At 32.3% G+C, this 25,503-nt stretch carries 21 protein-coding genes and 1 pseudogene; 3 read left to right on the top strand and 19 right to left on the bottom strand.

All coding sequences use genetic code 11. The features are described 5' to 3' along the window. The first annotated feature begins 30 nt into the window (after positions 1-30). The gene (gene purB / locus JK145_RS02000) at positions 31-1,410 is read left to right on the top strand and encodes an adenylosuccinate lyase (RefSeq protein ID WP_220665172.1); all 1,380 of its coding nucleotides are present in this window, start codon (positions 31-33) and stop codon (positions 1,408-1,410) included. Positions 1,411-1,960: 550 nt separating this feature from the next. On the opposite strand, the gene lolE is transcribed toward purB, so the two are convergent. From lolE to rluC, 18 genes and pseudogenes are all read right to left on the bottom strand, one after another. Then, a complete protein-coding gene (lolE, locus tag JK145_RS01995; RefSeq protein WP_220665171.1) occupies positions 1,961-3,208 on the bottom strand; it encodes a lipoprotein-releasing ABC transporter permease subunit LolE in 1,248 nt (415 codons plus the stop codon). After that, the gene (gene lolD, locus JK145_RS01990; protein WP_220665170.1) at positions 3,205-3,912 is read right to left on the bottom strand and encodes a lipoprotein-releasing ABC transporter ATP-binding protein LolD; all 708 of its coding nucleotides are present in this window, start codon (positions 3,910-3,912) and stop codon (positions 3,205-3,207) included. The genes lolE and lolD overlap by 4 nt, the downstream gene beginning before the upstream one ends. Further along, positions 3,905-5,119 (bottom strand): lipoprotein-releasing ABC transporter permease subunit LolC, encoded by a 1,215-nt coding sequence (lolC, locus tag JK145_RS01985; RefSeq protein ID WP_220665169.1) that lies wholly within the window; start codon positions 5,117-5,119, stop codon positions 3,905-3,907. The genes lolD and lolC overlap by 8 nt, the downstream gene beginning before the upstream one ends. Before the next feature lie 323 nt (positions 5,120-5,442). Next, complete coding sequence (locus tag JK145_RS01980) at positions 5,443-6,258, bottom strand: phosphotransferase (protein ID WP_220665168.1); 816 nt, start codon at positions 6,256-6,258, stop codon at positions 5,443-5,445. A gap of 26 nt (positions 6,259-6,284) precedes the next feature. After that, a complete protein-coding gene (locus tag JK145_RS01975; RefSeq protein WP_255555794.1) occupies positions 6,285-6,731 on the bottom strand; it encodes a penicillin-binding protein activator LpoB in 447 nt (148 codons plus the stop codon). A gap of 542 nt (positions 6,732-7,273) precedes the next feature. Further along, positions 7,274-7,627, bottom strand: a complete 354-nt coding sequence (locus JK145_RS01970; RefSeq protein ID WP_220665166.1) for an HIT domain-containing protein — start codon at positions 7,625-7,627, stop codon at positions 7,274-7,276. 365 nt (positions 7,628-7,992) lie between these two features. Next, a complete protein-coding gene (locus JK145_RS01965; RefSeq protein ID WP_220665165.1) occupies positions 7,993-8,790 on the bottom strand; it encodes a YchF/TatD family DNA exonuclease in 798 nt (265 codons plus the stop codon). A gap of 41 nt (positions 8,791-8,831) precedes the next feature. Then, positions 8,832-9,845: a DNA polymerase III subunit delta' C-terminal domain-containing protein gene (locus JK145_RS01960; protein ID WP_220665164.1), complete on the bottom strand. Its 1,014-nt coding sequence runs from the start codon at positions 9,843-9,845 to the stop codon at positions 8,832-8,834. Continuing rightward, positions 9,842-10,495, bottom strand: coding sequence for a dTMP kinase (gene tmk / locus JK145_RS01955; RefSeq protein WP_220665163.1), 654 nt, complete (start codon positions 10,493-10,495; stop codon positions 9,842-9,844). The genes JK145_RS01960 and tmk overlap by 4 nt, the downstream gene beginning before the upstream one ends. Next, complete coding sequence (gene mltG, locus JK145_RS01950; RefSeq protein ID WP_220665162.1) at positions 10,492-11,475, bottom strand: endolytic transglycosylase MltG; 984 nt, start codon at positions 11,473-11,475, stop codon at positions 10,492-10,494. Before mltG ends, tmk begins: the two co-directional genes overlap by 4 nt. Before the next feature lie 67 nt (positions 11,476-11,542). Beyond that, positions 11,543-12,358 carry an aminodeoxychorismate lyase gene (gene pabC, locus JK145_RS01945; RefSeq protein ID WP_220665161.1) on the bottom strand — a complete coding sequence of 272 codons (816 nt, stop codon included), beginning with the start codon at positions 12,356-12,358 and terminating at the stop codon, positions 11,543-11,545. A gap of 381 nt (positions 12,359-12,739) precedes the next feature. Beyond that, positions 12,740-12,976 carry an acyl carrier protein gene (gene acpP, locus JK145_RS01940; RefSeq protein ID WP_220665160.1) on the bottom strand — a complete coding sequence of 79 codons (237 nt, stop codon included), beginning with the start codon at positions 12,974-12,976 and terminating at the stop codon, positions 12,740-12,742. Positions 12,977-13,122: 146 nt separating this feature from the next. Then, positions 13,123-13,857 carry a 3-oxoacyl-ACP reductase FabG gene (gene fabG / locus JK145_RS01935; protein ID WP_220665159.1) on the bottom strand — a complete coding sequence of 245 codons (735 nt, stop codon included), beginning with the start codon at positions 13,855-13,857 and terminating at the stop codon, positions 13,123-13,125. Between the two features lie 25 nt (positions 13,858-13,882). Further along, positions 13,883-14,809 (bottom strand): annotated as a pseudogene (fabD, locus tag JK145_RS01930) (ACP S-malonyltransferase); the annotation flags it as partial. Positions 14,810-14,842: 33 nt separating this feature from the next. Further along, positions 14,843-15,814 (bottom strand): beta-ketoacyl-ACP synthase III, encoded by a 972-nt coding sequence (locus tag JK145_RS01925; protein WP_220665158.1) that lies wholly within the window; start codon positions 15,812-15,814, stop codon positions 14,843-14,845. A 5-nt stretch (positions 15,815-15,819) separates the two neighbouring features. Further along, the gene (plsX, locus tag JK145_RS01920; RefSeq protein WP_220665265.1) at positions 15,820-16,821 is read right to left on the bottom strand and encodes a phosphate acyltransferase PlsX; all 1,002 of its coding nucleotides are present in this window, start codon (positions 16,819-16,821) and stop codon (positions 15,820-15,822) included. Positions 16,822-16,838: 17 nt separating this feature from the next. Then, positions 16,839-17,012, bottom strand: coding sequence for a 50S ribosomal protein L32 (rpmF, locus tag JK145_RS01915; protein WP_220665157.1), 174 nt, complete (start codon positions 17,010-17,012; stop codon positions 16,839-16,841). Positions 17,013-18,164: 1,152 nt separating this feature from the next. Beyond that, a complete protein-coding gene (gene rluC, locus JK145_RS01910) occupies positions 18,165-19,124 on the bottom strand; it encodes a 23S rRNA pseudouridine(955/2504/2580) synthase RluC (protein ID WP_220665156.1) in 960 nt (319 codons plus the stop codon). Positions 19,125-19,674: 550 nt separating this feature from the next. On the opposite strand from rluC, the gene rne reads away from it, so the two are divergent. Together rne and JK145_RS01900 are read left to right on the top strand one after the other, a co-directional pair. Next, on the top strand, positions 19,675-22,119 hold the full coding sequence (gene rne / locus JK145_RS01905) for a ribonuclease E (RefSeq protein WP_255555793.1): 2,445 nt from the start codon (positions 19,675-19,677) through the stop codon (positions 22,117-22,119). A gap of 849 nt (positions 22,120-22,968) precedes the next feature. After that, positions 22,969-23,118 (top strand): hypothetical protein, encoded by a 150-nt coding sequence (locus JK145_RS01900; RefSeq protein WP_220665155.1) that lies wholly within the window; start codon positions 22,969-22,971, stop codon positions 23,116-23,118. Positions 23,119-23,555: 437 nt separating this feature from the next. Here JK145_RS01900 and JK145_RS01895 read toward each other — a convergent pair whose 3' ends face one another. Further along, positions 23,556-24,479: a Kdo(2)-lipid IV(A) acyltransferase gene (locus JK145_RS01895; RefSeq protein WP_220665264.1), complete on the bottom strand. Its 924-nt coding sequence runs from the start codon at positions 24,477-24,479 to the stop codon at positions 23,556-23,558. Positions 24,480-25,503 lie beyond the last annotated feature (1,024 nt).

Raw genomic sequence — 25,503 nt, 5'->3', positions numbered from 1 at the left:
CATAGATTTAATATCATAGGGAAAAACAGTATGGAACTATCTTCTTTGACTGCTCTTTCTCCAATAGATGGACGTTATGGCGATCAAATTAGTTCGCTACGTGCTATTTTTAGTGAATTTGGTTTTTTTAAATTTCGTGTCTATGTAGAAGTACGTTGGCTACAAAAACTAGCATCACAAAGTGCCATTAAGGAAATTCCTTCCTTTAATAAGGAGATAAAAAATTTTCTTGATGCTATTTTCGCAAACTTCGGATTGAAAGATGCTAATCGGATAAAGGCTATCGAAAAAATTGTCAATCACGATATGAAAGCAGTAGAATATTTTCTAAAAGAAAAAATAATAAAGGAACCTACATTACAGAAGATAAGTGAATTCGTTCATTTCGCTTGCACCTCTGAAGATATCAATAACCTTTCTTATGCATTGATGTTAATTCATCTTCGTCAATTTATTTTACTGCCTATCTGGAAGGAGATTATTTCCAAAACTTATTCATTTGCTAAATGTTATCGCGATCTTCCGCTTCTTTCACGTACTCATGGTCAGCCAGCAACACCGTCAACTTTAGGAAAGGAAATTGCTAATTTTGTTTATCGCATGAACCGAATTTATCTTCAATTAGAACAAGTTGAAATACTTGGAAAAATTAATGGAACAGTTGGAAATTATAATGCTCACATTGTAGCATATCCTGAGATAGATTGGCATCGTCTTAGTGAGGAATTTGTTACTGAACTTGGTATTAGATGGAATCCCTATACTACTCAGATAGAACCACACGACTATATTGCTGAAATGTTAAGCTGCATTGCACGATTCAATTCAGTTATTATTGATTTTAATCGAGATATGTGGGGATATATAACACTTAATTACTTCAAACAAAAAATCGTTGCTACTGAAATTAGTTCTTCAATTATGCCACATAAGATAAATCCTATTGATTTCGAAAATTCAGAGGGTAATCTTGGTTTAGCAAACGCTATCATAAATCACTTAGTAGAAAAACTACCTATTTCTCGCTGGCAAAGAGATCTAACTGACTCAACCGTTTTGCGTAATTTAGGTGTCGGAATTGGACAATCAATGATTGCATATCAGTCTACCTTAAAAGGAATAAGTAAACTAAAAGCAAATAAGTCAGTATTACTAGCAGAATTAGATAATAATTGGCAAATATTAGCTGAACCTATCCAAACAGTAATGAGACGGTACGGAATGAATTATCCTTATGAAAGATTAAAAAAGCTGACTCGTGGGAAAAACGTTAACGCTGCGATTGTAAGAGCCTTTATCGATGATCTTTCTTTATCAGAAGAAGAAAAAAAACGACTAAAAATGCTAACACCGAGAAATTATATTGGAAGAGCGGTGGAAATGGTCAACGAATTAGAAAAAATAATTTAAAACTATTTTTTCGTTTGGTAATTTTTTAAATAAAAAGACAATCTTTATTTGTTAAATGTAAAAATTTTCCTACCTATGATGATACTTATCAAGTAGTTTTGCTATTAATTTTAATTTTTCATTTATCCGTTTTTAAATTTATTAAAATAATACTATTTTCTCCATATTAATCAAAAGAAAAAAATAGCTCTCTAGAGAGTATTTACTGAAAAATAAAATAGTTATCTTCCATAGATAACTTCGTTCTTACTGTTTTTCTTAATGTTTCTTTTTATTACTGAAATCTTTTCACCTTTTGTAAAGTTTTTACCATCTATCTAAGTGGAAGATTTTACATAGCGGTGATTGCTTAGCATTAATCCTTCCTTCTTGGAGATTGAAGAAATCACTAAAATGGAATTTTTAGAACACACTGAGATCCATTTAAACGAAAAATATTTGCACGTTGTCGCTGTTGTTTAAATCTTTTTTTCTTTTGAAATCTAACTAAATCATGACAATTCAGCATTTCCATATTGGAATATTCCTCACGAAACACAAAAAAAATTAATTATCGACCAGTTAATATTTTAATTGGATTGATATGACTCGCGCGCTGAGCTGGATACCAACTTGTTAGTACGCTAATTAATAATACTATTATTACTGTATTAACTATATCTTTCCAAGATAATTCAATAGGTAGAAAGTTGATAAAATAGATACCGCTAGATAATAGTTTATGACCATAGAATTTTTCTAATTCCCTTACTATCAGAGGTAAATTTATGATAGTCATTAAAGTCATTACAATTCCAATTAAACTACCTGCTAACCCTAACAAGAATCCATACCAAACAAAGATAAAGTGGATCAGTTTATTTCTGGCTCCTAACGTTCGCAATATTGCGATATCCATATTTTTTTCTTTCACAACCATTGCCAAAACAGAAATAATCCCGAAACAAGAAATTCCAACTATCAGCATCATAGATAGATACATAATTTTACGAATCATCTGAATATCATTATATATATAACCATATGTGCCAATCCAACTTCGAATCTTAACATAAGTATTAGTTACCCTTCCTGCTTGATCTACTAACTTGTTGGCGTTAAAGACATTGTTAACTTTGATAGCTATTCCACATACGTTTTTATTTTCTTGTAAATATTGTTGAGCATCTGATAAAGGCATTAATACAAGATGGTGATCCAATTGTCCATTCAAATTCAAAATACCAACTACTTGTAAGTGGATTTGTTTTGGTTTTGAAAGTTTTATTCCTTGTAGGTTTTTACTCGCAATTGTCATTGTTATCCATTTACCTGGTTCAATTTTAAGTGAATTAGCAACTCCCTTACCAATAATAATCTGTCGCTGACCAGCCTTAAAAAGAGACCATGAATAATTATCTTGAACATAGTTTGGTAAAATATTTAATTGCATTTCTATTTTTGGATCAATCCCTTTAACCTGTACTGCTTGCAATTTATTATTACTTTCAATAATGCCATTAAAGTTCAGATAAGGTGCAGCAGAGCGAATACCTGGCACTTGTTTAATACGTTTTAACACCGTCAATAAATCAAAAAATTCCGAATTTACCGGTTCGATTTCTCCGTGTGGAATGACTGCTAATACACGATTATTTAGCTCACGCTCAAAACCGTTTAAAGCACTGAGGCCAATGATCAAGACCGTTATGCTAAGAGCAATGCTAATTATGGAAATCATTGAAATTGATGATATCAACTTTCCGCAATTACTCCGATTGAATCGAAATGCAATATATAAAGATAATGGTGTTTTCATTTTGTAACTGTAGAAAATGTAACCTTAGATTGTAATTTACCAGCGCATATTTCTAATTTTCGATCTAGTTGATTTGCAAACTGCAGATCATGAGTTACAATCAAAAAAGCAGTGCCTTCACGTACATTAATTTCGTGCAATAATTGAAAAATATTATCTGAATTTTTTTGGTCCAAATTTCCAGTTGGTTCATCAGCCAAAACTAGTACTGGATGATTTACTAATGCACGCGCAATCGCTACGCGTTGTCGTTCACCTCCAGAAAGTTCCGATGGTCGATGCTGACTATATTGTTCAAGATAAACTGTTTCTAACATATTTCTCGCTTTTTCTCGCGCTCTTGCTGGATGAACCCCACTAATTAGTAAAGGCATTGCTATATTTTCTAACGCGGAAAAGTCTGGTAATAAATGATGGAATTGATAAATAAAACCAAGGCGACGATTGCGCATTAAATCTTGTTCTTTAGATGTTAAAGCACTCATTAATTTTCCTTCAAACATTATTTGTCCACTGGTTGGTTGATCTAATCCACCTAGTAAATGAAGTAACGTGCTTTTACCAGAACCGGAATTACCAACAATTGCCACCATCTCACCATAATGTAATGAAAAATTAATGTCGTGTAATATATCCGTATAAGTTTTACCTTCTTGATATTGTTTACTTAAATTAGAACAACGCAGTAAAGGAACTTTATTCATATCGTAACACTTTGGCAGGTGAAGCAATAGCAGCGCACCAAGAAGGGTAAATTGTCGACAATAATGTTAAAATCATAGTCAACTGAATGATATTTATCACTTGTAAAGAATCGATACTAACAGGTAAAACTATATTATTAAATAATAACTTAGGTACTAAAAATGCCAGTTTGTTCAAATATTTCGCTAATAAAACTCCAACGCTAGCTCCAAAAGACGCGCCAACGATACCTCCAATTGCTCCTTGAATCATAAATATTAGCATTACTTGACGGCTACTCAATCCTTGAGTTCGAAGAATCGCTACTTCAGCTTGTTTCTCCATGATTAGCAATCCGAGTGAAGAAATAACATTAAATACTGAAACTATAATAATAAGACTGAATAACAAACTCATGACTTTTTTTTCCATGTGCACAGCTTGGAATAATTCACCGTTACGTTCTCTCCAATCGTGTAATACGAAACCATCTGGTAGAGATTTATTTCGTAATAACTTTTCTATTTCTATTGGTTGTTTTAACCATAAGCGCCATCCAGTAATATATCCATCTGGATAAAGCATTAGACGTGATGCATCCCGTTGATTAACTAGTAGTTGATAACTATCAACATTACTTTTAGTGGAAAAAAAACCAATTACAGTGAAAAGTCTCTGATTGAGCAATTGACCTACTGGCGTAAATTGGCTAATATTTGGCATTATTAGCCGTACTATATCGCCACGTTTTACATCAAGAGCGTTAGCTAACTTATAGCCTAAAATTATTCGATATTGACCAGCAATAAGGTCCTTTTGATTAGCATTATCCATAAGATAGTGCGATAAAGGTTCTGGATCAGTTGGGTTAATCCCAAGCATTACACCCATTGCTATATTTTGATTACTCTGCAATACTACATCACTAGTAGTTAGCGTTGTGATAAGAGAAACTCCAGGAAGTGCATTTAATGTCGGAGGTGGAGTGTTTTCAGGATTGAGACGTTCTTCAGAATTAGTCAGCAGCGCTTGAGGAATTAAGCCGAGGATATTCTTCTCAAGCTCATGCTCAAAGCCGTTCATTACTGACAATACAACTATTAATGATGTAACTCCTAATGAAATACCAATAATAGAAAGCCAGGAAGATACAAAGTCTTCAAAACAATAAACTGCATATCTATATACATAACGTATACTAATGTATAGTACAACAGGTTGATACATTGTTTTTTTAATATTGTGTACAAAATACAAGTTCTAAGAACCGTAAATAGTAGAACTAAATTATGAGACTAATGATTGATCTTATCGATCATCAATCCTACCATGTTATTAATAATTTTTCTTTACTATTATCTACGTTATTCCATATAGACACATGAAAAAATTTAAGGAATTTTTTAAAAAATGATTACTATCTACTCATTTTGTTATTAAATTCAGTAAGATCATACTATTCTAATATAGAAAAAAATAACTAACATACATCATTTGTTGTTATAAATTTTTCATAGAAAGATTATGTATAAAATTTTAATAGAGATTCTTTATTTTGCTAAATTAAAATAGTAACGCAGTGGTTCTGCCATAACAATAAAATTTGGATTTTTAGTTTGTTGCCAACGTACTTCATACCATAATAAAATCAAATACTTGACCCAAGGAGTCCATTTTTTGATTTGTTGAGAAAGTTTATTAAATTCAATACCGTGTAATTTTTTTGTATAGCCGCGCAAAAAACATTCACGAGCTTCTGTTGAAAAATTATTATTACAAAAAAACATTGATAATTCTAATGCTATATCTCCATCACCAGCATATTCCCAGTCAATAAGTACTAACGAGCCGCTTTTTTTTTTCAAAACATTTTTTCGATGCACATCCATATGTAAAAAAGCCCGTCGTAAAACTTTTGGTTGATTTTGATTTAAAAAGTGGTGTTGGAGTTTTAACCAGGCTGGTGAACGCCTTGATGGATCACTGTTTTGCCAGTAGTGAATGTAGCGTTCTAGTAGATTTATTGGATAACCACAGCAGCGACGTTGATGAAGTGAAGCTAAAGCGGTTGCTAATTTGCTAACTATTGTTATGCTTTGCCAATCTAATTCTTTTATAGATTCTCCATAAATCCAATCTAATAAAAGTAATCCAGCATTATTTGCTCTTGGACGCGGCGCTAAATTTGTATCGTTTAAACTACGTAGTAGACGAAATTCTCGATGACGATTAATGCCAAGCTGGATTTTATGTTTATTAGTGCTGCGTATTAAAAGATCGTTCTTGATTCCTCGCAATCTCCAACTATCATTAGTTAATCCTTGCACCGGTTCGCATTTTAGTATCCGTGTTCTTTTTAAGAACATAAATAGTAATTTCAACTGAAAAGTATTTATTGGTCTAGAAGAACATTGTTGCAGTACCAAACAATTTCACCAGATTGTACCAACATTAACTGAAGATTAAGCTTTGGATTTTTTATATCGCCAAAAATAACACTATAAAGTAGATATTGTGCACTAAGATAGCGGGCTAATTCTATTGCTTTACCACGTGACTCTAAACTGTCGTCTACTGAAAGGCCTAACATACGACGTGCTGCATTCAACTGATCAATTTTTACAATATGAAATTTATTATCGGTATCTACTGCTTTAATTAAATGAACAAGCGTAGACGTAGCTTTACGGGTTTGCACGCTGCCATTAGTGGCATTTTTCATCGTATTTATAACTAACATACTTCCCTTATTAATTCCTCTTACAGATAAAAGCTGATGTACTAGAGGTGATAGCTTAGTTGTCCAATCTATTGTTTTAGTTTTCTTTGGTATGTTCATTAATTTATTTGTAATAGATGGTTTTTCTTGTATCAAAATAAAATATGGAGAAGAAAAGGATTTAGTTGATATTTTTGCAAGTATCTTGAAAGCAAAACTGATTAGAACTGTTATTATAAAAATAATAGACGTTTTCTTGCCCATTTGTAATAAATGACAAACAAATAATAAACGAATATATTCCTAGTTTAAATTAGATACATTCGTTTATCATTCTTTTATTTTTCAAAAGCTAATATATGAAAAATAAAAAAATCTCCGAGAGGGATTCTAACTGAAATTCTAGCACAAGGTATACTGATAACAAAAAAAAACAATATCATACACTTATGTATTTTTAATTTTCAATTTTTATGGGTAAATAAACAAGAATAATATTTGAAATTAGGAATAATTACCCTTAATGAATTGTAAATCTTTGATAAAGAAAAGATGATAAGAAGATCAATTTCAGCAAAACTATTATATTTATTTTAATTAAAGAAAAACTCTATTGGAAAATAATTTTAGTAGTATTATTTTGGTTCTATTTTTGAAATCAGTTAAAAAACTAGCATTGGGCCAAGTGGTCTCCCTCCTAACATGTGCATATGTAAATGATAAATCTCTTGTCCTCCATGTTGATTGCAATTAACTATCAATCGATAACCAAGTGTATCAATTTTTTCTTTTTTTGCCATCTTTGCCGCAACTGTAAATAGTCTACCCAGAATTATTTCATTTTCACTGGTAACGTTATTAACGGTAGGAATAATCATATTTGTGACAATTAGAATATGAACTGGAGTTCTAGGATTAGCATCACGAAAAGCAGTTACTAAATCATCTTGGTAAAGAATATCAGCCAAAATTTCTCGGCGAATAATTCTGCTGAAAACGTTTCCTTTATTATCCATAGTGGTTAATGCTTTTTATACTTTTATTTTTTTGATTAAAAATTAATTCAAGATTATTAATAAGTATAATAATAAAAATTCTTTGAATAAGACGCTTAACTATGTCAATTGCTATGTGTAGCGTTAAAACAATTTTTTAAATTAAGATTTAACTTGTATATAAGAGAGCAAATTCATTTTGAACGAAATATTCCTTCTAATATAAAGGAATACTCATAGATTAAATACTATTTTTCATAATAGTTAATATATACAATAGCTTTTAATTGCAAAGAAAGTTTTTCTATTTTATCTCCAAATCAGCATTTGAGTATTATTGAAAGAGTAACATTTCTTTAAGTTTAATTTAAATGAAACATTTATTGTTAGTCAGTTTTTAAATAAGAATTAATATTTACATGAAATAATCGTCCAAAATTATTGGTAGTAGAATTAGCTAACCAAGCGAGGGAACATCCTTTTATTGTTGCTATACATTCTGCAATATTACGTACATAAGCTGGTTGATTTTCCTTTCCACGATAAGGAGCAGGAGTAAGATACGGAGAATCTGTTTCTATAAGAAGACGATCAAATGGAATGTAACGCACTACTTCATGTAGTTCTTTCGCATTTCGAAAAGTCACCATTCCAGAGAACGAAATACTAAAACCTTCGTCAAGTAATTTTCTAGCGGTTTCTCGATCTTCAGCAAAGCTATGCAGCACACCTCCACACTCATACGCCCGCTCCTCACTAAGGATAATTAATATGTCCTTATGTGCATTTCGCATGTGTACAATCAGCGGTTTATTTAACATACGGCCTACACGAATATGTTCACGAAATGCCATTCTTTGTTTTTCTTTATTATCTTGTCTACGAAAATAATCTAAACCGGTTTCACCGATTGCTATTACATCTTCCATCATTGCAAAATTGTAAAGATCGAAAAAACTATAAGATTCATCAAGATTTAATGGGTGAGTGCCACAAGAAAACAGCACACCTTTACGAGTGCCTATCATTTCTCTCATAAAATGAAAATTAGAAATAGTAGTACACACTGTTAATATTATTTTTACATCTTGCAACTTAGCCTTGTCGATAACATCCGTCACATCTCGATGTAACATCTGATAATTTAAGCTATCAAGATGACAATGAGAATCAACTAAAAACATATCTATACACTTTTAAAAAAAGTAAAACTTTATCATAAATCTTAATATCTAGCAAGATCCTGATTTATTGTATCTTTTTCCCAGTTAAGTAAATAATATGTTAGTAGTAATTCATAATTGACATTACTTATTTCTCTCCACTGAATGAAGCACTGTAGCCATTGTTCCCACTGTTTTTTCAAAATCCTATCAGACCAATATGTAGATAACAGATTCACTAGTTCTTTCTTATCAATATTGATTAAAAAAGTTTCGGTGCTTTCTTGTTTGTTTTTAATTAAATCACTTAGTAGACTGAGTAACCAACGTAATGGTTCATCACTTTTTTTTTGATTTAGCAGTATTGGAAGAAGTATCAGAAAATCTTTCTTATAATAAGCTTCTTGAAGCGTAGTAAAAAGAGATAAGCGGGCCTCCCAATTTTCTGGTGAGAGCAGAGCCTGCGCTGCTAGTGGTGCATAATTACATAGACGTAATGCGGCACAAATAGATAAGGAATCATTGTAGCCTACGTGCTTTAGCCAAAATATTCCTAATATTTCATTGGGGGTTGATATCTTCCAATAAAGACAGCGACTTCTAATTGTTGGTAACAACCTTGAAGGAGTCTGGCAAGCTAGTAGAAAATAAGTATCTTCAGGTGGTTCTTCTAAAATTTTTAGTATTGAATTACTTGCCTGTTCAGTTAGTAGCTCAGTATAAGGACACCATACTATCTTTACTCCATCTTGATGAGCGCGTTTATGAATATTATTGATAACAGTACGAACATCATCAATTCCAATAGTTCCTTTTGGATAGCGCTCTTCTTGACATAGAGGGTAACAATCAGGGTGATTATTAGCTATCATTAATTTACATCCACGGCACACTCCACAACTTTTAGTATCGTTTTTTTTTTGACACATTAGCCAACGTCTTAAAGCATAAGATAATGACTCTTCTCCATTTCCAGGTTGACTATGTAGCAAAAGAGCATGATGACCGCCAGATTGTCGCTGGTATTGTGCTATAATTTTTTGATAAGAAAAATTTAACCATGGATACCATTTCATTGTAATGATAAGACTTGTTGAGTGTTAAGCCATTTTTTTAGTTGATCATGAATAGCAACCTTTACGCTAACAAGCGATTGATTAGCGTCAATAGTAATGATTCGGTCTTCTTTTGCTGCAAGCGTTTGATATTGTTTATAGGTTCGATCAAAAAAATCAGTTGATTCTGTTCCAATACGATCGTTACCTTTATCAAATCTTTCTCTAGATCGCATTATACCAATTTTAGGTAAAACATCTAAATAAAAAGTTAGATCTGGAGAAAAATTTCCTAAAATGGAATTGCGTAATGTTTGCAATAAATGTGTACTTATGCCGCGTCCTCCACCCTGATAGGCTTGAGAAGAAAGATCATGACGATCTCCTATTACCCAAGTACCTCGAATTAATGCCGGTTTGATTACCTTTTCTAGTAGTTGTGCTCTTGCAGCATAAAGCATTAATAACTCTGCATGGTCAGTGATAGATTCATCATTTACTCCATGTTTGATGAGTTTACGTAAAGCTTCTGCTAACGGAGTACCTCCAGGTTCACGAGTAGCGATTACATCTTTGATTCCATATTTCTTTAGAGTTTTAATAACCTGAGTAACTGCACTGGTTTTTCCGGCGCCTTTTTGACCTTCAATTACTATAAATTTACCATTCATATTTTCCTTTGTTTACGATACTTCTGTACCGCTTGATTATGATTTATTAGATTAGTAGAAAAAATATGACCTCCGTTCCTATCGGAAACAAAATAAAAATAGTTGCTTTTTTCTGGATGTGCAGCAGCTTCGATGGAAGATTGGCTTGGTATCGCAATTGGCGTTGGCGGAAGTCCATTAATAAAATAAGTATTATATGGCGTTGGTACAGCTAGGTCTTTTCGAGTGATTCCACGATGATAATCTTTGTTAATACCGTAAATTACTGACGGGTCTGATTGTAATTTCATTCCAATACGCAATCGATTAATAAATACAGATGCTATTCGTGCTTTTTCTTTTTTTATACTTGTTTCCTTTTCAATAAGGGAAGCCATAATTAATAATGAATTTGGAGATGTGTATGGCAAGTGTTTATCTCGTTCATGCCAAATTTTCTTTAGAAAAGTTTCCATTCGAAGTTGTGCACGATCAAGAATTTCACTATCAAAAGTAGAAGAAGTATACAGGTAAGTATCCGGATAAAAATTTCCTTCTAGAAGGTTTTTTAGTTTTATACATTCTTGTTGGGAATGCTTCAAATATGGTGCTTGTGCAAGCGAATTTAAACATTCTTTAAGAGTTGACCCTTCAGCAAGGCGAATAGGGAATTGCGCTTCTTTGCCACTAACTAAAAGTAAAAGTAAATCACGAATTGTCATTCCAGGTGTTAATCTATATGTGCCAGCTTTTATTAATGCTAGTTTTGGCTCCAAAGTGACCAATTGAGAAAGTTGATCGATATGCGATGAAACTAAATGCTCCTTTTTAAGGAAAATCTTTAAACTATATTGATTAGCGCCAGACGACAAAGTAAAAATTTTTTCCTTTTGAAGGAGTAATGGTTTAGCAGAGAATTGCTCAATTTGCAGTAAATAACTGATAGTTGTTAGTATAAGTAATACTATTAGCATGATAATCATGGTCATCTTTATTGTCATTGTGTCAATCTTAACTAGTAAATAAAAAATTTTTTTAAAACGTTATCTTTAAGCTTTTAAGTATTAATTAACACAACAAAGAAAGTTGAAGGTAAAGAGTCTTGTCATTATAATGCCGACCATCTATCTCTTTTACTGAAGCTAATGGCAACAACGAATTAGTAATAAACACTTCTTCTGCAACTTCCAGAGCGTTAGGACCGACTAAAACTTCTGATAAAGAATATCCAAGTGTCGGTAATACTGATATGACGTGACGGCGCATTACACCAGAAACGCCAGCATAATATATTTTTGGAGTAAAAACTTCTAATCCTTTTCGCCAAAAAAGGTTGGCGCTTATGCACTCTACTACTTTCCCTTCAGAATCCAACACCAGCGCTTCATCCGCCCCAGTGGGTTCCATATGAGCTCGGATCATTATTTGTTCGAGTCTGTTGTTATGCTTGATGCCAGCTAGTAAAGGATTACGTGTTAAACGAATTGGACTTTTACATAGTCGTATTCCGTTTTGGCGCCATTTTAGGTAACCTCTTGGATAAGGTGAGTAAAAGACGATTCGTGTCGGACTATTACAATTTTTGAAGCTATAACCTCGATTTCCTTCACCCCGACTAATTAATACTTTAACAACACCATTATTTTTGTTGCTTGTTTTTGCTGCTATTAACATTTCTTCTCGTAGAGCAATTACATCAAACGGTGCAAACAATAGTCGATTTGCTGCTAGCAGCAGTCGTTCAAGATGCCATGATAAAAGGTGAATTTTACCATTTATAACTCGAGTTGTAGTGAAAAACCCGTCTCCAAAATGGATTGTGCGATCAGTGAGAGATAATTTTTTGCTTTGAATACCGTTAATCCAACATGTTTCATCTTTCATTATTAAGTTGTTTTTTCAATTTTTTCTATTATAGAATGTAAGTTCTTTTAATAAAAATAAATTTTCTCTGGATTAAAAAATTTATTCTGTAATTTGGATTCTATTTCCTTATAGTCGTTAATTACGTTTATTAAGTATGCTTATTAAAAAGAGCTGATCATGAAAATTTAAATATATAGTTAAAGTTAACTGAGATTGTTGATAACATAACAATAAGAAAAAACCACCTAACCGCTGATTCAGCAAGATACTGAGCAAATTTAAATGTTCTTTCCTGTTGTTCGCTTTATTTCGAAAGACAAATTATTTTTCATAAATTGATCTAGCCTATCGAAATTTAAGATTTTTAGCTTAAGAGATATTTATTGACAAAAATTTTTATTACTTCTGACTTGCTTGAATAAAATCGATTGCCGCTTGAACAGTAGTAATTTTTTCAGCTTCTTCATCTGGGATTTCAGTATCAAATTCTTCTTCTAAAGCCATTACTAATTCAACTGTATCAAGAGAATCGGCTCCGAGATCATCAACGAAAGATGCATGATTAACAACTTCCTCTTTCTTCACTCCTAATTGTTCAGCAATAATTGTTTTAACGCTATCTTCGATAGTGCTCATACTATTTTCCTATCAAAATTTATTCACGCGATGTTTTATAGTAAACAAGAATCGAGAGTTACATAACTCAACCTCGACTAACTAAATTTCAACTTACAATTCTATTCTATCTTCTTTTTTATCAAAAAGATGAATAAAAATTGATTTTACAACATACACATTCCACCATTAACATGTATTATTTCGCCAGTTATGTATGCTGCCTCCTCTGAGGCGAAGAACGCAACAGCGCTAGCAACTTCTCTCGGAGAACCAAAACGATTTGTAGGAATTTTAGATAAAATTTTTTCGCGATGTTCCTTTTCTAATCCTTTAGTCATATCAGTCGATATAAAACCCGGTGCAACTATGTTAACGGTAATACCGTATGAAGCCACCTCACGTGCTAAGGATCTACTGAGTCCCACCAAACCCGCTTTGGACGAAGCATAATTTGCTTGACCAATATTCCCTATAGTACCTACAATGGAACCAATATTAATAATTCTACCGTAATGTTTTTTTATCATCGATCGTATTACTATTTTTGAAATACGAAATACAGATGTCAAGTTAATATCGAGAACAGACTGCCATTCATCTTCTTTCATACGTATTAACAAATTATCACGTTTAACACCTGTATTATTCACCAAAATATCTATACTTCCAAATTCTGTATGTATTTGTTTTAAACAAGCACAGATAGATGCGCTGTCAGACACGTCCAATTCTATTCCTTTCCCTTTACCATTAAGATAAGAGCTAACAATTGAAGCACCTAACTCACTGGTAGCAGTGCCAATAACTGTAGCTCCCTTCCCTGCAAGCATTTCTGCTGTTGCGCGACCAATACCTCGGCTAGAACCGGTTACCAGCGCAGTTTTTCCTTTTAGATTCATTAGTAATCTTATCTCCAAAATTTTCTTGTTTAATCGTTTTTATTAATGAATTAGAATCGTTTACTGCTACGCTTAATAAAGTCTTAACAATTCGCTTGGTTAGATTAGTCAGTACTTTTCCAGGACCGATTTCTAGTAATATTTCTACCCCTTGCAACGATAAATATTCGACAACTTTTGTCCAATAAATTGGATTATAAAGTTGACGAATTAACGCTTGACAAATATCCTTTGGATCTTTTTCTATACGTATATCAACATTGTTAATTACAGGAATTTTAGGTGTAGAAAATGTTATGGTGTTTAGTTTTTTTGCCAATTCTTCAGCAGCCGGTTTCATTAAAGCACAGTGGGATGGCACACTTATTGGCAATAGAACTATGCGTTTTGCTCCAGCTTTCTTGCAGGCTGAACAGGCACGTTCGACTGCTTCTTTATGTCCAGCAATAACAATTTGGTCGGGTGCATTAAAATTTGCCGGCGAAACAATCTGTTCTTGAGATGCTTCTTTGCAAATAGTCATGATCAAATTGCTTTTAAGACCTATAATAGCAGACATCGCACAAGTGCCAGCTGGAAATGCTTTTTGCATTATCTTCCCTCGAAGAGCTACTAAAGAAATTGCATCAAAAAAATTTAAACTATCAGCACATACAAGTGCGGAATACTCACCTAGACTATGTCCTCCCATAAAAGTTGGCATCTTTCCTCTTTTAGCTTTCCAAATACGCCAAATGGCAACCGATGCAGCTAATAAAGCTGGTTGAGTTACATAAGTTCTATTTAGTTTTTCCGATGGACCATATTGTACTAACTTCCATAAATCGTAGTGTAAAATAGAAGAAGCCTCATTAAATGTTGTTCTAACTATTGGATAATTTTTTGCTAGGTCTGTTAACATGCCTACTTTTTGAGAACCTTGCCCTGGAAATACCATAGCAAAACTAGTCATCATGTTCCTTTCTGAAATTAAAGAGTTAAATTATTAAAATCGTAGTAATACTGATCCCCATGTAAACCCACCACCAAATGCTTCAAGAAGCACTAGATGTCCAGGCTGAATACGGTTATCTCGCACTGCTTCATCTAATGCTAACGGAATGGAAGCTGCAGAAGTATTTCCGTGACGATCAAGAGTAATGACTACTTTTTCCATATCTATTCCTAGTCGCTTTGCGGTAGCAGTAATAATACGAATATTGGCTTGGTGAGGTACTAACCAATTCAATTCATTTCTTTCGATACCGTTAGCGTTAAGCGCCTCATCAACGATATTAATTAATTCAGTGACCGCAACTTTGAAAACTTCGTTACCAGACATCTTCAGATAAACTGAAGAATTTGGATCAAACCGATTATGATAAGGAAGTTTTAATAGATCACCGTAACAACCTTTAGCATGTAAATGAGTGGAAATAATACCTGGTTCAACAGAACGCCCAAGAACCACTGCTCCAGCGCCATCACCAAATAAAATCAGTGTTTCCCGATCTTTAGGGTCCAAAGTATAACTTAGTGCATCAGAACCAACTACAAGTGCGTACTCTACTATATTCTTTCCAATATAATTGGCTGCTTTAACATAACTATCAGCTACGCTTAGCGCATAAGTAAAACCAGAACAGGCCGCTGCTAAATCAAAAGAAATGCAGTCATTTATACCAAGTCCGCGTTGAATCTGACAGGCTGAACTCGGAAAAGCATGGCTAGATGATGTAGTAGCAACAATAATCATGCCAACTTTTTCGGCTTCAATACCTGCCATAGCTAGCGCTCGTTCAGCCGCGTTTCTTCCCATACAAGAAACAGTCTCATCAATCGCAGCAATACGACGCTCACGAATACCAGTACGAACAACAATCCATTCGTCTGATGTATTTACCATTTTTTCCAAATCAGCATTTGATCGAACGTGTGTAGGAAGATAACTTCCTGTACCAACAATCTTTGTGAACATGTACCTTAATCGCTTTTAAGTGGTTCTGCGTCTAGGCGTGCACCTATTCGCTCTGGAATTCTTCGCTCCATTGCTTGAATAGCTTGCTTAATAGCAGCGATAAATGCATGTTGATTAGCTGCCCCATGACTTTTAATTACTGTACCACGTAAACCTACCAAATAGGCACCATTATATTGGTCGGGGTTTAACTGATTAAATTGTTGTATTAGCCAACTCTGTTTTTTTTTATCTCCTTCAGGAGGAGCTAGTAACGATGAAATGACTCTTATTACTCCTTCCATAGTCTTTAATGTGATGTTTCCGATAAAACCATCGCAAACAAGAACATCAGTTTTTCCTGTTAGTAATTCATTAGCTTCAAGATAACCAATATAATTAATTGACGGAGCGTTTCTTAACAAGGATGCTGCATGTTGAATTGGATCAATTCCCTTGATTTCTTCCTCACCAATATTTAATAAAGCTACACGTGGATTAGCGATTCCAACAATGTGTTCTGCTATCACTGAACCCATTAAAGCGAATTGTGTTAGCATCCGGCCATCACAGTAAACATTAGCCCCTAAGTCCAGCACAACTGTTTTACCTGATTTTTGGTGCGGTAAAATAACCATTAAAGCTGGTCGTTCAATACCTTTAAGGGGTTTTAATACAAACTTTGCTAGTCCAACTAATGCGCCGGTATTTCCAGCGCTAACACAGGCTTGAGCACTGTTATCCTTAATAAGTTCTAGCATAATACGCATGGATGTACCACGACTTGCTCTTATAGCTTGCGATGGCTTGGCGTCGTTAGTAATCACTGATCTAGCAGGAATAACTACCAATCGTTCAAGTAAGATAGAATCAGTTTTTACCAGTAAAGGACGTATCGCTTCTGGATTACCAATAAGTAACAAATTAAGCTGAGGATACAAATTTAATGCTTGTAAAGCAGCAGGTATTGTTACTTTAGGACCAAAATCACCGCCCATAGCATCTAACGCAATGGTTAGATGTCTCAATGTTGAGTCTCTAACCACTAAAAGTAGTAATGAATCTTACGACCACGGTAAAATCCATTACAAGTGATATGGTGACGTAGATGAGTTTCACCGGAATGTTTATCTACTGATATAATTGGGTTAGCTAATGTATCGTGAGAACGACGCATTCCTCTTTTTGAACGAGTAGGTTTATTTTGTTGTACTGCCACTGTTTGCTCCTTTTTAAGCCAGCATAGGGAGTATGTTGGCTTTCCTGTCTTTGTAAAAAATAAATTAATACGTTATAACATGAATCGAAATCTATTTATTTTACAGATTATGTAAAACATCCATGTTATACTTGATCGATCCTAATTTATACCTGTAGTTTTTGTACAGTACATATAGACGATAAATTGGGAATAGATAGAGAATAAATTTTTATTATCGTTATAATTACTCATTAAAAGCTATTAAATTTGATTATTAACATAAATTTTTTTATAAAAAGAATTTTGATAATTCTTTGGTTAATCGATTAACTTTAATTAATTACTTGTTTTGTTTACTGTATAACTATTGATTAATACTTTTTATCTTTTATTCATTATCTGCCCGAAGAGCATCATTTGCAACATTGTTTTAAGACAAATAAGCTGCCATTGAAATTTCAGGTAATTTCGATATAGATTGTAATAAAATCTTTACCTGAAGTCTAGAATTGCTAAACACTCTTTAATTTAATTCAAGTAGAAAGCATATTGTTACATTTAACAGGGATCGTCTTATGATTTAAAAAATTAGAATTTCTTTAAAAAAGATCCTTTTATTTACTAGTTTGATCATGCTGCTATCAATCAGCACATTCTCAATATGCATTGCTAAATTCTAGCATGTATAAATAAATTTTTAAATTAATTTTTAAGGGTTATCGCGAAGAACGCATACATTATACTAATACATGATATTGTACCAATTTCTTTAAAACGTTTTTGATGGAACTAGACAATATTTTATAATTGAACGTACCGACTACCTTTAATCTTAATAGAGTTTGTTAGTTTTATCCCTTCTAAAATTTTAAAAATTACCTTATGAATAAATAGAAGTTTGACAGTATATTTTCCATAGGAACTGTAAGTTAAGAATAATGAATATTACTTAATTATTAAAAATTTTTAATCATTACGATTTTATAGTTATATTGATTTTGTTGTAATTTCAATAATGGAGCGACTCGTCATTCTATGAAATAAGAAGTATTGGTAATATAGCCTTAAAATAACAATTTTTCGTAAATTGAATAAGTATGAAAATAGTAACTGTTTTTATGTTTTAAAAAAGCAATAATTGAACGGAAGTGCGAAATATTTTTCTAATTCTCACTTTTCTTTAAAAGAACGTCGCAAACATGATAAGCATTGATGTAAAGATAAATCCATTGGCGCTTTAATCTGAAAGATGTTCCCATTTTTTGGATAATTAAAACGAACGGATATGGCATGTAAAAATAGCCTGGTTATGCCATAACTTTTTAATTTTCGATTAAATGTTTTATCGCCATAGCGATCATCAAATGCAATTGGATGTCCCGCATACTGAGCATGAGCTCGAATTTGGTGAGTACGTCCAGTTATTGGACTTGCTCGAACTAAAGTAGCAAACCTGAAACGTTCTTCAATTTTAAAAAGGGTTTCTGATGGTTTGCCCGCGGCGTTAATTTGCATGACATATTTTCTGCTATTGGAAAAACAATATTTTAAAAGTGGCGCCGAAATAACCTTGACATTAGGTTTCCAGTGGCCACGTACTAGAGCTAGATATTCTTTTTGAATTTTTTTAGCGCGCATTTGTTCGTGTAGAGTACGCAATACTGATCGCTTTTTGGCTATTAATAAAACTCCAGAGGTCTCTTTATCTAAACGATGAACCAGTGCTAGAAAATTTTCTGTAGGACGTAATGCTCGAAGATATTCAATAAGGCCAATATTAAGACCGCTTCCTCCATGCACAGCCGTTCCAGATGGTTTATTTAAAATTAATAGACTTTTATCTTCATAAAGAATATCAGCATTTAATATTGTAAATTTATTCAATTGATTAAAGACATGACTTTGTTTTGTTCGTTGTATTGGAGGAATACGTAATTTATCGTTATTTTGTAGCTTATATTCTGGTTTTACTCTTTTTTTGTTAACGCGTATATTTCCTTTACGAAGGAAACGATAAATTGCACTTTCTGGAACATCTTTCAGGTAAGTAAATAAAAAATTGCTAATTCGTTGACCAGATATGTCTTCTGAAACATTAATAAGTTGTACGCCAAAATTATTTATCTTCATAAAAATCAAATGCTTTAAATATTGAAATGCAAATTCGACAGTCTCGTTTTGAGATTTTAATAAATGAGTTTTTTAAAAAGTTTATACAATTTTTTTCGAAAATTAGATTAAGATTATTAGCGGACTTAGCTTAAATTAATTAGTAATGAATAATAGTTCAAATATAGTGAACAACATAGTGTATTTATCAATATGAGCTTTAACCATGAGTTTTTCATTTTTGTACGAAACAAAGTTTAAGGAATTTTAAATTTTTGAGTTTATCAGTTTATAATATAAATTTATGACGTAAATATTCTGTGATCAAGCAAAAACTTGATTATAGATTGGAATAAGACTCTAAAAATTGGAATCTTGTTCAAATTGAGAGTTTCCGTAACCTCTTTTTCTATTGAATAAGGAAAGCTATTCCTTAATACAAACGCAAAGAAATCATCAAAAAAATTGTTTCTTGGTTGCAGTTTAGCTTCGCTAAGTTATTAATCTATCACTGACAGACTAACTTCCTTATTCTTAAGATATTCTAAGAAAAATAAACGAGTAAATTACGATGAAAAGAATGTTAATTAATGCAACTCAACGAGAAGAGTTGCGTATTGCCCTAGTTGATGGCCAAAAATTATATGATTTAGACATTGAAAGTCCTAAACATGAACAGAAGAAAGCCAACATTTATAAAGGTAAAATTATTCGCATTGAACCTAGTTTAGAAGCAGCATTTGTAGATTACGGCGTAGAACGCCACGGTTTTCTTCCTCTTAAAGAAATTTCTAGTGAATATTTTTCTTCAAACAGTTTATATGGAAAAATCAGCATCAAAGATGTGCTACGTGAAGGTCAAGAAATTATTGTGCAAGTTGACAAAGAAGAACGTGGTAACAAAGGTGCTGCTCTAACTACTTTTATTAGTTTAGCCGGGACTTACCTGGTTCTTATGCCAAATAATCCTCGTGCAGGTGGAATTTCTCGACGCATAGAAGGTGAAGATCGAGCTGAATTGAAAGAAATTTTAGCTTCTCTTGAGTTACCGGATGGTATGGGCCTTATTGTTCGTACTGCTGGTGTTGGCAAATCCACTAATGCGTTACAATGGGATCTAACTTTTCGTCTAAAACACTGGCAAGCAATTAAAAAAGCTGCTGAAGAACGGCAAGCGCCTTTTTTAATTCATCAAGAAAGCGATGTTATCATTCGGGCTTTTCGTGATTATTTACGACCCGATATTGGTGAAATTTTAATTGATAACCCTAAAGTGGTTGGATTAGCAAAAGAACACATAGCTTCGCTAGGGCGTCCTGATTTTACCAGAAAAATTAAACTTTATAGTGGAGAAATTCCTCTTTTTAGTCACTACCAGATTGAATCTCAAATTGAGTCCGCTTTCCAGCGAAAAGTACAGCTTCCTTCTGGGGGTTCTATTGCTATCGATACCACTGAGGCATTAACAGCTATCGACATTAATTCTGCACGCTCAACTCGAGGTGGTGATATTGAAGAGACCGCTTTTAATACTAATCTTGAAGCTGCAGATGAAATAGCTAGACAACTTCGTTTGCGTGACTTAGGTGGATTAATTGTTATTGACTTTATCGACATGACTCCGGTAAATCATCAGCGTGAGGTGGAAAATTCTCTACGAGAGTTGGTTCGTCATGATCGGGCTCGTATCCAAATTGGACGTATCTCTCGATTTGGTTTATTAGAACTATCTCGCCAACGTCTAAGTTCTTCATTAGGTGAATCAAGTCATCACGTTTGTCCTCGTTGTAATGGAACAGGCACTATTCGTGATAATGAATCACTTTCTCTTTCCATTCTTCGACTTATTGAAGAAGAAGCTCTAAAAGAGAATACTCACGAGGTACATGCAATTGTACCAGTTCCCATAGCATCTTATTTGCTGAATGAAAAACGTGAGGCAGTTAATGCCATTGAGAAGCGTCAAGGCGGAGTTCGGGCAGTTATTGTTCCGAATGATCAAATGCAAACTCCACAATATGCAGTACTGCGTGTGCGTAAAGGCGAGGAAACGGCATCCACTTTAAGTTATTTATTACCACAATTACACGAATCAGAATTAAGTCATTCGATAGAGTATAGCGCTTCATCTGAGCAAAAATACCATCGACAACCATCTTTAACAGCGTTTTTAGTCCATGATTCACTGTTAGCTAATGAACGATTAGATGTTTTGAATGAGCATGTACTAACAAAAGAATCTAATGTTAGCACAACCAGGATAAATAGTCGTTTCGTATATGGTTTATTTAATCGTTTAGTGGATGGTTTTAAATCTTTTATTACTAATTTACTATCAGTATTGCAACAGAAAACGAATGCTACATCTTTAATAACTATTGCAGAACCAAACGAGTTAACAACATCTTTTCGTCACGAAAAAAATGATCGCTTGAATCGACGCGTTCAGTATCGATATCGGTATAATAACCGTTATGGCCGTAACGATAATTTAAACCGAGTGAGTCAAGTTGAAAATAATCGTCACTACCATAATTTTCATCGTTTTCATCAGCGTATGCAGCAGTCTACTGAAGCAAAAAAAATAACAAGAAACATCAATTTTGAATGCAAACAAAGAAAAGAACAACGGACATCATCTTATTATCGACATCGTAACCTAAACCGTAAAATCCGTTTCAACAGCAAAATCGTTCGCTCAATTAACTCAACTAATGTTTCACATGAAAAAATGAGACATACCACTTCCACGTTTTTAGAGGAAAAAAGTCAGAATAATGAAAACCATAACGAACAAAAACAAAGAAAAAATAATATAGTACACAATAATACTAGTAGTAGTGATTTTTACCAAGATAATGATAATATAACCGTTACCGTGCTACGTCTTCTTAAACTTTCTTTATATTATTTACGCTTCAATGATAACTGTCGATTCAGTCTTCACCATCGTGGTGAGCATTATTTGTTTTCTTCATCAATACCTTTTGTTAATTTTCCACATTTTCAAATATGAAAGCGAATAATTCATTGATACAATATTCTACCACCAAAAATTCTTCAGAAAGAGTCACAATAACTGACATAGACATTAAAGAATCTAGGTTTGCAGAAATTAGTGCAATAGACGAACCATCGCAAATAATCATTCTTTCCATAAAGAAGAATAAGAAAATAAAAATCAATAAATCACAATTCTCAACAAGGACACCTTTTTAAAAAAACGTCAACTGAAACAAATAATAGTAAAGAAAGATTTAAACAATCAAACTTAATTAGCAGGAATAAACAAAAAAATGAGTATTGGTTATCGACAAAATAGCTTTGCTTCAAACAATATCTATAAAAAAGAATAAACCTTTCATTTTCTTCTTAAGAAAGAAAGTATGTTTTCAGTTGATTACATTATGTCTGAAATCACTCCAATAATGCTATTAAACAGGAAAGATAATACAAAAATAAATTTTGTTAATAGGAACAATTCATTTGAATCTATTTCAATATACATCGGAATAATACAGTTTCTAAAAAAAAGGGAATGTATATTTCAAATTATACAACAGATAGATTGATAAAATGTTTTGAGTAAATCAATAATAGTAATGTTATTATTTCAATAAGTATTTCTGTAACTACTGAAGTAGTATTTGATTCTTTTTGAGCTATTCTTTTTAAAGAAAGATATAATAAAAAAATTTTCTATTCCTATAGAAAGAAAAAAACCTGTCTATATAGAAAAACTACACTATCAAATAGTTTATGTTGCTACATTGATGTTTTTTTATTTAAACAACACGGATAGACTTTTTTAAAAAATTTTAAATTTTTTTAAAATCTAAATATTATGCCAGCATCGATAACCAAGATGTCTATACCCTTACATATAACTTTCATTGCTACCATCGATCAATGTTTGGAGCGAAGAAACTACTTTTTTTCTGATCAAGGATCTGTGCTAGTAGACACATTGCAGAAAAAATCGTCAGCTCCGGCTTTTTTGTTTTTCCTTTCCTAATGATAGGATGTTTATTCTAACAAATTTAGCATATTTTTAAGTATTTAATTGATAATTAGATTGCAGTTATAATTTCGTTTGTTTTGTTCAACAAAACATTGATTGAAACAATCTTTCTAATTTCTACGCTAATTTTTTTAATCTGCACATTTATAGTTTTTGCTAAATTAAAAAAACTATGATCATCTTAATTTTTTCATTTTTCGTTATAGGAGAAGTTTGTTACGTCTTTTTTTTACATTATCTTTCTTTACTGCCAAAATTTTTTTATAAAAGAACTAATTTCTAGTTGCTAGAGTAAAGTGTGTTGTTGTATTAAACTTAAATAATTTTAAAAATTGCTGAAATAGTCTTTTTTTAGGACAGAAACACATTTTGCAAAATGGTCTATTCTCTATAGAATAAAAAATAAAAGGTAATTAGATTCTTATAAGAAGTTAATGGTATAGAGAAAACTCTCCTGGAGGCCTAGTCTTAAATCTTCGATGAAACCACATATATTGTTCTGGAGCAGATAATATAATTTTTTCTACTATCTTATTCATATAACGAGCGGTTTCAATATTACTACTTAACGGTATATTTTTTTCATTTGGTAAAATTATTAGTTCGTATCCTTTACCATGAGGTAAGCGTCGAGGAATAAATGGAATTACTGCTGGTTTTGCTGCTTTAACTAGTAAATAAGTGCCAGAAGTAGTTGCAACTCGTGGAACAGAAAATAATGGAACAAACACACTACTTTTTGGTCCATAGTCGTGATCTGGTGCGTACCAAATAATATCACCATTTTTCAAAGCACGAATCATACCTTTAATGTCTGAACGATCTAACATAGATTTGTTGGATCGCATGCGTCCCCAAGTTTGCAACCAATTTAACAATGGATCGTTGTTAGGACGGTAAACCCCAATGCCAGGATTATACATCCCAAAAATTCGTGCACCTAACTCAAGAGTAAGAAAATGTATACCAATAAGCAGTATTCCTTTATTTTTTATTCGAATATTAGCAATATGTTCCAATCCGACAATAGATACCCAACGTTTAATGCGCCAATTAGGCCAAAACCAAGCTATGCCTGTTTCAATTAATCCCATGCCAACAGATTCAAAATTCTTTTTTAGAAGCACATCTTGTTCTTTTGTGGACATAGTTGGGAAACATAACCGCAAATTACGACGTATAATTTCTTTCCTATAGCGCATAAAGTACATAGCAAGTCGTCCTAATCGAATGCCTAATATGTGAAGAATTGGATAAGGTAGCAACATTAAAAGATACATTATTGCAATACCTATCCACGTTAACCAGTAACGTGGATGTAATAAAGAACAGCGAAAAACAGGAAGTGCATTCATATCCATTATTATTTTATTCATGTTTCATTGGTAATTTACATGTACGAATTATTCATGATTGACATTATTTTCTAGACTTTCAGCAAAAAAAATAAAATAAGCTAATATAGAATACTATTGAAATTTACTTTCAATGAGTTAACATTAATCAATCAAAAAATTCTATAATTTCATAAAATTTTTATATCAAAGGCAACAATAAAATTGTTTTAATTTTTTAATTAATCATATTAATCAGTTTTATTAAAAAATTATATATTATCGTTAGTTATGTAAAGGATGTTATTATTGTTATTTAGAAACAACAATAATGATTGCGTTTTACAATCTTTAGAAGCGATAGTAGTATTTTCTTCCTAACTATTATGGAAAGTTGTGGCCACGCGAACCAAAGTATGTTTAAGTCAATAGAAATTGTACTGTTATATAAACATACATTTTTAAAATAAAAATGTGTCAATATAAAAAATATCAATTTAACTCCGAGTAGAGTTATCTAACCGATTTGATCCATGATCAAATAATATTAATTAAATTAACTATATGTTTATGTAAGTAAAAAAAATATTTTTTTACTATTTCATTATTAGAAATGAGTTCAATCTTAAGATTCACTATATGACGTTTAGTAATCTAACAGAAATAAAGTATTTATTTTAAGGAGAGGAGGAGAAATAATATTAAATAGGATCAAACTGATACCCCGTTTCCTTTATTAAATTAATCCTTTTCAAACAAGTTTAGGGTTGATACTTAATAGTATGATCTTTTTTAATACAGAATAATTTTTGAAAAACTTAGAATTTCTTAAAAAGAACTTCCCATCCTAATCATTTATCTTGAATAAAGATAAGTAAACTGCTTCATGTTTTTATGTATATTTTTATTGAAAAATTAATTTTATAACAAAAAAAATTAAATAAGTGAATTACTTATATAATTTTTGTTAAATAAATAACCTTCAGTTTTGAAGTCATGATTTCGCTAATACCATTTTTAACATATTCACAATTATTTTTTAAAC

Origin of the sequence: Sodalis sp. CWE (assembly GCF_019646055.1) — a bacterium.
Taxonomy (GTDB): Bacteria; Pseudomonadota; Gammaproteobacteria; order Enterobacterales; family Enterobacteriaceae; genus CWE.
Note: the sequence above shows the minus strand (reverse complement) of the source record. Positions and strands in the feature narration are given on the sequence as shown.